The sequence below is a fragment of the Streptomyces sp. 2A115 genome, assembly GCF_052245575.1.
Taxonomy (GTDB): Bacteria; Actinomycetota; Actinomycetes; order Streptomycetales; family Streptomycetaceae; genus Streptomyces.
In genome coordinates this window covers 39,326-49,459 of record NZ_JBQQCG010000089.1, presented here as the reverse complement: position 1 = coordinate 49,459, position 10,134 = coordinate 39,326, and the positions used below count along the sequence as shown (strand labels likewise).

General features: G+C 69.8%; 12 protein-coding genes and 1 pseudogene. 8 read left to right on the top strand and 5 right to left on the bottom strand.

What is annotated here, in order from left to right:
• Positions 1-162: 162 nt before the first annotated feature.
• Positions 163-966 (bottom strand): nuclease-related domain-containing protein, encoded by an 804-nt coding sequence (locus ACTWQR_RS45940; protein ID WP_443233270.1) that lies wholly within the window; start codon positions 964-966, stop codon positions 163-165.
• 93 nt (positions 967-1,059) lie between these two features.
• Here ACTWQR_RS45940 and ACTWQR_RS45935 point away from each other — a divergent pair, with 93 nt between their 5' ends.
• The 6 genes from ACTWQR_RS45935 (at position 1,060) to ACTWQR_RS45910 (ending at position 6,000) form a co-directional block, all read left to right on the top strand.
• The gene (locus tag ACTWQR_RS45935; RefSeq protein ID WP_443233269.1) at positions 1,060-1,566 is read left to right on the top strand and encodes a protein-tyrosine phosphatase family protein; all 507 of its coding nucleotides are present in this window, start codon (positions 1,060-1,062) and stop codon (positions 1,564-1,566) included.
• 260 nt (positions 1,567-1,826) lie between these two features.
• The gene (locus ACTWQR_RS45930; protein ID WP_443233268.1) at positions 1,827-2,093 is read left to right on the top strand and encodes a hypothetical protein; all 267 of its coding nucleotides are present in this window, start codon (positions 1,827-1,829) and stop codon (positions 2,091-2,093) included.
• Positions 2,090-2,497, top strand: a complete 408-nt coding sequence (locus tag ACTWQR_RS45925) for a hypothetical protein (protein WP_443233267.1) — start codon at positions 2,090-2,092, stop codon at positions 2,495-2,497. Before ACTWQR_RS45930 ends, ACTWQR_RS45925 begins: the two co-directional genes overlap by 4 nt.
• Before the next feature lie 45 nt (positions 2,498-2,542).
• Entirely contained in the window at positions 2,543-2,914 is a 372-nt protein-coding gene (locus ACTWQR_RS45920) for an SH3 domain-containing protein (RefSeq protein WP_443233266.1), read from the top strand.
• A 105-nt stretch (positions 2,915-3,019) separates the two neighbouring features.
• Complete coding sequence (locus ACTWQR_RS45915) at positions 3,020-4,423, top strand: FtsW/RodA/SpoVE family cell cycle protein (protein WP_443233265.1); 1,404 nt, start codon at positions 3,020-3,022, stop codon at positions 4,421-4,423.
• Positions 4,424-4,449: 26 nt separating this feature from the next.
• Positions 4,450-6,000 carry a penicillin-binding transpeptidase domain-containing protein gene (locus ACTWQR_RS45910; protein WP_443233274.1) on the top strand — a complete coding sequence of 517 codons (1,551 nt, stop codon included), beginning with the start codon at positions 4,450-4,452 and terminating at the stop codon, positions 5,998-6,000.
• On the opposite strand, the gene ACTWQR_RS45905 is transcribed toward ACTWQR_RS45910, so the two are convergent.
• Complete coding sequence (locus ACTWQR_RS45905) at positions 5,980-6,222, bottom strand: hypothetical protein (protein ID WP_443233264.1); 243 nt, start codon at positions 6,220-6,222, stop codon at positions 5,980-5,982. The genes ACTWQR_RS45910 and ACTWQR_RS45905 overlap by 21 nt on opposite strands.
• A gap of 31 nt (positions 6,223-6,253) precedes the next feature.
• Positions 6,254-6,412, bottom strand: coding sequence for a hypothetical protein (locus ACTWQR_RS45900; protein WP_443233263.1), 159 nt, complete (start codon positions 6,410-6,412; stop codon positions 6,254-6,256).
• Positions 6,413-6,430: 18 nt separating this feature from the next.
• Between ACTWQR_RS45900 and ACTWQR_RS45895 the strand changes: the two genes are divergently transcribed.
• Entirely contained in the window at positions 6,431-6,940 is a 510-nt protein-coding gene (locus ACTWQR_RS45895) for a DUF3291 domain-containing protein (RefSeq protein ID WP_443233262.1), read from the top strand.
• Here the strand turns inward: ACTWQR_RS45895 and ACTWQR_RS45890 are convergent.
• Together ACTWQR_RS45890 and ACTWQR_RS45885 are read right to left on the bottom strand one after the other, a co-directional pair.
• Positions 6,903-7,522: pseudogene (locus ACTWQR_RS45890) on the bottom strand (Uma2 family endonuclease). The gene ACTWQR_RS45895 and the pseudogene ACTWQR_RS45890 sit on opposite strands and share 38 nt — an antisense overlap.
• A 105-nt stretch (positions 7,523-7,627) precedes the next feature.
• Positions 7,628-8,734 (bottom strand): ferritin-like domain-containing protein, encoded by a 1,107-nt coding sequence (locus ACTWQR_RS45885; RefSeq protein WP_443233261.1) that lies wholly within the window; start codon positions 8,732-8,734, stop codon positions 7,628-7,630.
• Between the two features lie 148 nt (positions 8,735-8,882).
• Between ACTWQR_RS45885 and ACTWQR_RS45880 the strand changes: the two genes are divergently transcribed.
• Positions 8,883-9,818, top strand: a complete 936-nt coding sequence (locus tag ACTWQR_RS45880) for an AurF N-oxygenase family protein (RefSeq protein WP_443233273.1) — start codon at positions 8,883-8,885, stop codon at positions 9,816-9,818.
• Positions 9,819-10,134 lie beyond the last annotated feature (316 nt).

The following is a 10,134-nucleotide window of genomic DNA, read 5'->3' as shown; positions in this document are numbered from 1 at the left end:
GCGCTTCCCGGCCCACCCAACTACCTCAGAGCGGCGGTCGGATGCCCCGGCACGGCCCCGACCCCCCACACACCCCAGGGGCGCGGGGAACTGCGCGACCAGCCCCCACCAACCCGCAGACAAAAAACCACCCAACCGCCCAACCGCCGGAGGCAACCCCCCTCAAACCCGCAACCACGTACGCCGATCCCGGGCCATCGCATGCAGCGCCTCGACATCCTCGGGCTTGAGCACACCCCCAGACCGAGCAAGCGAGCTGACATCGGTGTCCTGAAGAAGCCGCACCTCCCGCAACGAAGCCGTCACGGCGACATCCGAGGGCCCGTACAACGCCAGCACAGGATGAACCTCAGCCGTAAGCGCATACGACGCCCGATGCGCGTCGGCCCGAACCCGCCGCACCAACGGCCGCCCCTCCCGACGCCCCACCGCGACCATGGGATCGGCCACGAAGACACGCTGCTTACGGGCGTACAGCGTATGGACGGCGAACAACCCACCCGGCCCGATCACCAGGTGGTGCACCCGGTCACCCCCGGGCAGCGGCACCGAGTGCAGCGCATGCCACCCCGCCCCCTCCAGCCGATCCAGCGCCTCCCCGACCGCCAGCTCCGCCTCGAGGGCCCGCCGCCGCGGATCGGGCCGCAGCCGCCGCGGAGCCCCGGGTTCGCGGTCGAGCGCGACCTGGAGCGCCTCCCCGGGCCGGTTCGGCGCGAGGTCGTCGTCGGGATGCAGGGACAGCCGCGCCAGCTCCGCAGGAGTAGGCACCGGCGGCGGTCCCACCGTCACCGCCCCGGTCAGAAACGGCCCGAGCACATCGAGCACGTCCTCCCGCCGCTCCTCGCTGAGCAGGTTGACCCGGCCCGTCTCCCTGTCGTACCAGGCGACGTTCCTGCCGTCCGTGAGACAGACGTACAACCGCTCCTGACCGTGCCGCCAGGTCGGTACGACGCGCAGTCGGCTCATGCACCATCACCCCACGACCATGGGAACAGGCGGGGTGCTCCAGGGGCAAGAAGCCGGTTACCTTTGGGAGCAGTTGGGGATGGGGAGGCGCCGTTGCGGGCTCGCAGGAAGCAACCCGATGTGCCGGCCCCGGACAGTCCGTGGAGTGAGATCGTGCCCGGCCTGTGGATGGGCGGACACGAGTACGCGGGCCGGTCGGGAGAACGGGAGTTCGCCGTCGTTCGTGATGAGTTCGACCTGGTCCTGACCCTGCTCCGACTACCCGGCCACGGCCCCGACGAGGGCGTGGAACACCATGTGTGGCCGATCCCGGACGGCCCGCTGGACGGTACGCAGCTGGCCGGCGTGATGCGGCTCGCGCGGGCCGCGGGCGAGGCGCGCGACGCGGGCCGCAGTGTCCTGGTCCGCTGCTACCACGGTTACAACCGCTCGGGTCTGGTCATCGCCCACGCCCTGATCAGCGCGGGCCGTACGGCCGACGAGGCGATCCGCCTGATCCGCTCCCGCCGCTCGCCCTGGGCACTGCACAACGAGCTCTTCGTGGAGTACCTGCAGACGGGCCTCGCCACGGCCCGGCTGCTGGAGGAACTGGCCGAATAGCGCGAGCCGCCCGCCGCCACCACCACGACCACCGCGACCGCGACCGCGACCGACAAGATCCAACCGACGAACAAAAAGGACTTTCGCACGAATAAGGTGTACAGGTTTGCCCAAGGCGTACGGGTCTGGTGCCCGTCACAACTGGTCACGGCACCCACACACCAGGAACGCAGTGATCCACAGCCGCCCCGCGGGCACCCGGAACCGCCCCGCGCGCCCCCACCACCTCGCGAGCGCCGCGCGCCGGGCTCGCGCTCCCCGTGGCCGTGGCAGCGGCCGCCCTGGTGCTGGCCGGCTGCGGCGACCCGGGCGACCTGCGCGGCGCGGGCCCGACGTCCACCGCCGTGGGCCCGACCCGGTCGCGGCCCGAGATCCCGCCCGCCGCCTCACCCGTCCTCGACTACGGCGAGGCGGACACGGAGACGGTCAAGGGCGTCACAGCACCCGGCGACGACATCCGCAAGGCCGACCCGGTCGGGTCATCCGCGCGGAGATCGCCGCGCATCCGGACGAGTACACCGGCGTGAAGGCGCCCTACTGGGAGACGGTCCAGCAGATCAAGGAGTGCGGCGAGAGGGGCGGAGAGAAGGACGAGCATGGCGGGAAATGCCCGGTCCGCCGGGCGTACTACCGCGACCTCACCCGAGACGGGGAGGACGACATGGTGCTCGGCATGCGGATGCCCGAGAACCAGCTGTGCGTACGCGCCCACACCTTCATCGACCACAGGCTGGTCGAGGTCATGGCGACGACCGACAGCACGCTCAGCGTCGAGATCGCGGGCCGGGACGTGATCATCCGCTCGCCGTCGAAGCCGGCGGGCCATGAGTACCGCACGGTCTGGTCCCGCACCCCTTTGGGGCGCGGCCCTGAGCGTCCGCTCGTCTCCGATGGCTCAGTGCGACGGGCGCTCCCTGAAGCACACTCCTAATGTGGCGATTAGTCAGCTCTGTTCCCGTTTCTGGAGGAGCCCGCCATGTCCCTGCGTACCGCTCTCGTCAGCCTCGGCATAGCCGCCGCCGGCGGGGCCCTCGTCGTCGGCGCCGCGAGCCCGGCCCTCGCCAACGGCGCCCACGACGACTGGGGCCACCACCACGACGGCCACCACCACGAGTTCTACCAAGGTCGCGTCAACGCGCCCGGCGGACTGAACCTCCGCGACAAGCCGACCCGCGGCAGTGCCGTCATCAGGCACGCGCACCACGGCGAGATCGTGTCCATCTTCTGCAAGACACCCGGCGAGAGCGTCAAGGGCAATCCCCTCTGGTACCTCCTCGCGGACGGCACCTGGGCCTGGGGCGCGGCCCGCTTCATCGACAACATCGGCCCGGCGCCCCGCTGGTGCTGAGACCGCCCAGCGGCCCGGCACACCTGCCGTACCCGGGCGACATCACGGATGACATGACGGGATGACATAACGGGATATCCCGCCCGCGCTTGCTACGTTCCGGACATGACCCCGCCCGGAACCACAGCGCAGGCGGACCCGCCGGCTCCCGCTGTACGCCTCCCCCGGCGCCGTGGCATCGAGTTCACCCTCATCGTCGTGGCCGTCCTGCTCTCGGTGTACGGCTACTGCGACGTCGGCCTCGCCAGGAACGGCTCCGTGCCGCCCGGCGCCGCCGGTTACGGCGCCGGGCTCGGCATCCTCGCGCTCCTCGCGCACGTCGCGGTGCGCCTGCGGGCGCCGTGCGCCGATCCGCTGCTGCTCCCGATCGCCGTGCTGCTCAACGGACTGGGCCTGGTGCTGATCTACCGGCTCGACCTGGAGACCCCGGCCGACCGGGCGGCCCCCACCCAGCTCGTCTGGTCGACGCTGGGCGTGGGCCTGTTCATCGCGGTCGTGGTGCTCCTGCGCGACCACAGACTCCTCCAGCGCTACGCGTACGTCTCCGTCGTCACCGCCCTGGTCCTCCTCGTCCTGCCGATCTTCTTCCCCTCGGTGAACGGCGCCCGGATCTGGATCCGGATCGCCGGATTCTCCATCCAGCCGGGCGAGTTCGCGAAGATCCTGCTCGCGGTCTTCTTCGCCGGTTATCTCGCGGCGAACCGCGCCGCCCTCGCGTACACGGGCCGCCGTATCTGCAAGCTCCAGCTGCCCACCGGCCGCGTACTCGGCCCGGTGGTCGCGATCTGGCTGCTGAGCGTCCTCGTCCTGGTCCTGGAGCGGGATCTCGGCACCTCGCTGCTCTTCTTCGGCCTGTTCGTGATCTTGCTGTACGTGGCCACGGGTCGCACCGGCTGGCTCGCGGTGGGCCTGCTGCTCGCGGTGTTCGGCGCCTTCGCCGTCGGCCGGCTGGAGCCGCACGTGCACAGCCGCGTCGAGGACTGGCTGCACCCCTTCGCGTCGATCGACGCGGGCCAGGGACCGAACCAACTCGCCCAGTCCCTCTTCGCGTTCGCCGCCGGCGGCCTCCTCGGCACGGGCCTCGGCCTCGGCCACTCGGCCCTCATCGGCTTCGCCGCCAAGTCGGACTTCATCCTGGCCACGGCGGGCGAGGAACTCGGCCTCGCCGGCCTGTCCGCGATCTTCCTGCTGTACGGGCTGCTGGTCGAGCGCGGCTACCGGGCGGGCCTCGCCCTGCGCGACCCCTTCGGGCGGCTGCTCGCCGTGGGACTCGCCTCGATCGTGGCGCTCCAGGTCTTCGTGATCGCGGGCGGCGTCACCGGGCTGATCCCGCTGACGGGTATGGCGATGCCGTTCCTGGCGCAGGGCGGTTCGTCGGTCGTCACGAACTGGATCATCGTGGCGCTGCTGATCCGCGTCAGCGACTCGGCACGCGGCCAGTCCGAGGTGGGCCGGTATGACGGCGGGCACTACGACGGAGGGCAGTTGGACGTGGAGGCCGTGTCATGAGCGCCCCGACCGTGGGCGGCCGCCCCATGACCCGGTACATCCGGCACGCCGCCGCCTTCTGCGCCCTCCTCCTGATCGCCCTCCTCGTGAACGCCACCCGCATCCAGATCGTCCAGGCCGGCTCGTACGACGAGAATCCGGCCAACCGCCGCCACACGATCGCCCGTTACGGCCAGCCGCGCGGGAACATCCTGGTCGGGGGCAGGGCGGTGACGGGTTCCAGGGACTCGGGCGAGCGGTTCCGCTACGAACGGACGTACAAGAACGGCCCGTTGTACGCGCCCGTCACCGGCTTCGCCTCGCAGGTGTACGGAACGGACCTCCTGGAGAACGCCGAGGACGACCTCCTCGCGGGCACCGACCCGATGCTCTCCCCGCTCCCCCTGTGGAACGACCTCACGCGTGCGCGCAACCCCGGCGGCAACGTCGTCACGACCCTCGACCCGGCCGCGCAGCAGGCGGCGTACACCGGACTCGGCGCCCGGCGGGGCGCGGTGGCCGCGATCGAACCGTCCACGGGACGGATCCTGGTACTGGTCTCCACCCCCTCCTACGACCCCGGGGAGCTCTCCGGGACGGACTCGGCAGTGGCGGACGCGTGGGCGCGGCTGCACGGCGCCGCGGACAAGCCGATGCTCAACCGGGCCGTGCGGCAGACGTATCCGCCCGGCTCGACCTTCAAGGTGATCACCGCGGCGGCGGCCCTCGACGCGGGCGTGGTGACAGACGTGGACGCGCCCACCAAGTCCCCTGACCCGTATCGGCTGCCGGGCAGCTCGGCGCGGCTGACGAACGAGGTCGAGGGGTGCGCGAACGCGTCGCTGCGCTATGCCTTCGAGTGGTCGTGCAACACGGTCTTCGCCAAGCTGGGCGTGGATGTGGGGTCGAGCCGGATGCGGGCCATGGCGGCTGAATTCGGCTTCAACGACGGGGGGTTGAGGATCCCGTTCCAGGTCTCCCCCAGCACCTTCGACACGCGGGTGGACCCGGCCCAGCTCGCGCTCTCCTCCATCGGCCAGTACAACACCCGGGCGACACCCCTGCAGATGGCGATGGTCGCCGCGGCCGTCGCCGACAACGGCTCCGTGCGTGCGCCCCACCTGGTGGAGCGCACCACCACGGACGACGGCGACACGGTGTCGGCCACCGGGCAGCGGACCCTCCGCCAGGCCATGAACCCCGCCACCGCCGTACGGTTGCGCGAGCTGATGACGGACGTCGTGGAAGAGGGCACCGGCACGAACGCCGCCGTCCCCGGCGCCACCGTCGGCGGCAAGTCCGGCACCGCCCAGCACGGCATCGACAACTCCGGTACGCCGTATGCCTGGTTCATCTCCTGGGCCCAGGCGGACGACGGCATGGCACCGGCGGTGGCCGTCGCGGTGGTCGTCGAGGACGCGGCGGCGGAGCGGGGTGACATCAGCGGGGGCGGGGACGCGGCGCCGATCGCCAGATCGGTGATGGAGGCCGTACTCGACTCTTCGTCGCTCAAGGCCTCGCCACTCAAGACCTCGCCGCTCAAGTCCTCGTCACGCGACTCCTCGTCGCTCAACTCCTCATCCGGCGGCGGCGGTTGACGGCGAGGTGGACGGCTCCGGCTGCTGGACGAGCGTGCCGGGCAGCGCGATGTAGGCCGTGACGCCCGAGTCCGGGATGGGCAGCGGTTCGACATGGGCGCCGAGCCGAGCCGCGAGCGTGCCCACCACATGGTGGCCGAGGTACCGGGTGGGCGCGGCGAGCAGCGACGAACCGCTGCCGGACAGCAGGGCGTTGGCCTGGGCGAGGCGCTCGGCGGTCATGCCGATGCCCCGGTCGACGGTTCACAGAAGCTCACGCGGCGAAGAGGGCGCCTGTGAGAGGCGCGGGGATGGTGGCGAGTGTGAGGGTTTCGGGGGCCGGCACGAGGAAGGCCTGCGCGATGCCGGTGTTGTCGGAGCCGATGGACTCGTGCCCGCTCCGTGAGACGGGGGGTGTCGCGCGCCCGGCCACCGACCTAACGTTCGGTACATGACTCAGCCCGCAGCCGCGTTCGAGCTCGCCCAGGTCAACATCGCCCGCCTCAAAGCCCCTCTGGATTCCCCGCAGTTGAAGGACTTCGTCGACGCACTCGACCCGGTGAACGCGGTCGCCGACGCCGCCGACGGTTTCGTGTGGCGCCTGCAGAGCGACTCGGGCAACGCGACGGACGTACCGGTCTTCGGCGACGACTGGCTGATCGTCAATCTGACGGTGTGGCGGGACACCAACGCCCTCACCGCGTTCATGTACCAGGGGCAGCATCGTGAGCTTCTGTCCCGGCGCCGCGAGTGGTTCGAACGGCTGGCGGAGGCGGTCACGACGCTGTGGTGGGTGCCGGCGGGGCACCGGCCGACGGTGGCCGAGGCGGAGGAGCGGTTGCTGCATCTGCGGACGCACGGGGCTACGGCTTACGCGTTCAGTCTGCGGACGTCGTTTCCGCCGCGGGACGCTCGTCCGGTGGTCAGCCCTGCGGCTCGGGGCGCGCGGGTCGACGGTTGATCGCGGTGAGGTCGATGGTGAGGGGGAACGGTTCGGTCAGCTTGAGCTGGTTGTGGTGGATTCCCATGACGACGTACGAACCCGTGGCAGGGTCGAGCTCGTAGACGTAGACCACCGGCAGGCCGTCGTTCTCCTCCACGCGCCAGAAGTGGGGATGCCCGCCTCGGCGTACTTCTTGGGCTTGACTTCGCGATCGCGCTCTTCGGAATCGTCCGAAACGACCTCGACGGCGAGGACGACGTCATCGGGATGGAGGAACGTCTGCCGGGGCCCGGTGTCCGCATCCGCACGGATCACCAGGATGTCGGGCTCCGGCCGGTTGCGCTTGTTGAGCCTGACGCTGAACTCTCGGTCGATGTCGAACTCGTCTGGTGCTTGGGCCAGCAGTGTGGTCTCCAGCAAGCGCATGGTGCGCATATGAAAGCGGGTCTGCGGACCCACGAAGACGAGGCTCCCGTCGATCAGCTCCGTGTGCGGAGGTAGATTCGGAAGCCGGTCGAGATCATCCGCCGTCCAACCGCCGACCGGCGGACGGGGCCACTCGTACTGGTCGTCCGGCCCGTACTCGCGTGCGGCGCTCATGATTGCTCCCATGCGGCGGAGTCTGCCTGGTAGGGCCAGCGTACCCAGGGGGCACGTCGACTCGCCCCTCCGCCGAGTGATGACCGGGCGTGCCGTTGACGGGTGCTAGGACTCAGCCCCCGCCTCGATCGCCTCCCCCACCTCCGCCACCCGCGCCCGCTCCTCCGCGGCGAACCGTTCCGCGTCCAGCTTCTCCGCGATCTCCTCGTCCTGGGACATCAGCTGGTCGAGGTTGGAGTTGCCCATGTCGAAGACGCCCATGTCCACGTAGGCCTGCTGGAGGCGTTTGCCCCACAGGCCGATGTCCTTCACACAGGGGACGATGCGGGAGAACAGCAACTGGCGGAACAGGGCGAGGAATTCGGACTGCTCGCTGTACTCCTCGGCCTCCGCTTTCGGGATGCCGAAGTTCTCCAGGACCTCGACGCCGCGCAGACGGTCGCGCATCAGGTAGCAGCCCTCGATGACGAACTCCTCGCGTTCGCGCAGTTCGGCGTCGGAGAGCTGCTTGTAGTAGTCGCGCAGCGCCATGCGGCCGAAGGCGACGTGGCGGGCCTCGTCCTGCATGACGTACGCGAGGATCTGTTTCGGGAGGGGCTTGTCCGTGGTGTCCCTGATCATGCCGAAGGCGGCGAGGGCCAGGCCCTCGATGAGGACCTGCATCCCCAGGTACGGCATGTCCCACCGGGAGTCGCGGAGGGTGTCGCCGAGCAGCGACTGGAGGTTGTCGTTGATCGGGTAGAGCATCCCGATCTTCTCGTGGAGGAAGCGGGCGTAGATCTCCGCGTGACGGGCCTCGTCCATCGTCTGGGTCGCCGAGTAGAGCTTCGCGTCCAGGTCGGGGACGGATTCGACGATGCGGGCCGCGCAGACCATGGCCCCCTGCTCACCGTGCAGGAACTGGCTGAACTGCCAGGAGGTGAAGTGCTTGCGCAGCTCTCCCTTGTCCCGGTCGTTCATCTTCGCCCAGTACGGGGTGCCGTAGATCGACATCGACTCGTCGGGGGTGCCGAGCGGATCGTGCGGGTCGACCTCCAAGTGCCAGTCGATCCGTTTCTGACCGTCCCACTGCTTGTCCTTGCCCTTCTGGTAGAGGGCGAGCAGGCGCTCGCGCCCTTCGTCGTACTCCCAGCTGAACCGCGCCGCACCCGTCGCGGGCACCTGCCAGAGGGGGTTTCCGGGGTCCGTGGCGTAGAGGTCGTAGGTCGCCATGTGTCGCAGGTTCACACGTAGTAGACGGCGGGTCAACAAGTCGCGCAGGAGGGATTGACGAGCTTGCTGACAAGCAGTCTCATAAGACGTGACCGCCGGTAACGCCGAACTTCCCGATGACTTCCCGTACGACGAGGTGGGCACAGCCATGACGACCGTGACGGAAGACGGACTCGACGGGCTGCGCGACGCCCTCGGTCTGCTCAAGGACCGGGAGCAGGTCGCCGAGCGGCTGCTCGACTCCTCCGCGAAGCACTCCTTCGACCCGGACAAGGAGCTGGACTGGGACGCGCCCTTCGAGGAGGGCAAGTGGTTCTGGCCGCCGGAGCTGGTGTCGCTGTACGGCACACCTCTGTGGAAGCGGATGAGTGAGGAGCAGCGGATCCGGCTGTCGCAGCACGAGGCCGCGGCGCTCGCCTCGCTCGGCATCTGGTTCGAACTCATCCTGATGCAGCTGCTGGTGCGGCACGTCTACGACAAGGCGGCGACGAGCGCGCACGTGCGGTACGCGCTGACCGAGATCGAGGACGAGTGCCGGCACTCGAAGATGTTCGCGCGGCTCATCAGCCGGGGCGGGACGCCGTACTACCCGGTGAGCCGGGCCCACCAGAACCTCGGGCGCTTCTTCAAGACCGTCTCGACTACGCCCGGCTCCTTCACGGCCACGCTGCTCGGCGAGGAGGTGCTCGACTGGATGCAGCGGCTGACGTTCCCGGACGAGCGCGTCCAGACGCTGATCCGGGGTGTCACGCGGATCCATGTGGTGGAGGAGTCGCGGCATGTCCGGTACGCGCGGGAGGAGCTGCGGCGCCAGATGGTGACCGCGCCGCGCTGGTCACAGGAGTTCACCCGGGTCAGCTCCGGTGAGTTCGCGCGGGTCTTCTCGGTCGCCTTCATCAATCCCGAGGTGTACGTGAACGTCGGGCTCGACCGGCGTGAGGCCATGGCGCAGGTGAGGGCGAGTGCGCATCGAAGGGACGTCATGCAGTCCGGCGCGAAGCGGTTGACGGACTTCCTCGATGACATCGGGGTACTGCGGGGTGCGGGGCGGCGGCTTTGGAGGTCGTCGGGCTTGCTGGCGTGACGCTCCGCTGTGGTTGGGCGGTTGGGTTGTTTGTTTGGGTGCGGGGTGGTGGGGGCTGGTCGCGCAGTTCCCCGCGCCCCTTGGGTGTGTGGGGGGTCGGGGCCGCGCCGGGGCATCCGACCGCCACTCTGAGGTAGTCGGGTTGGCCGGGAAGCGCGGCGCTCGGACGCCCCGGCACGTCCCCTCACGCCGACGGAAGACTGCAGACGAGTGGTGGGCTGGGGCCCCTTCAGGGGGCGCGGGGAACTGCGCGCTCAGCCCAAGAGGACCGGCAGTGTAAGAACCAACCCAAGCCCCCCAAGTCTTTTAGGGGCGC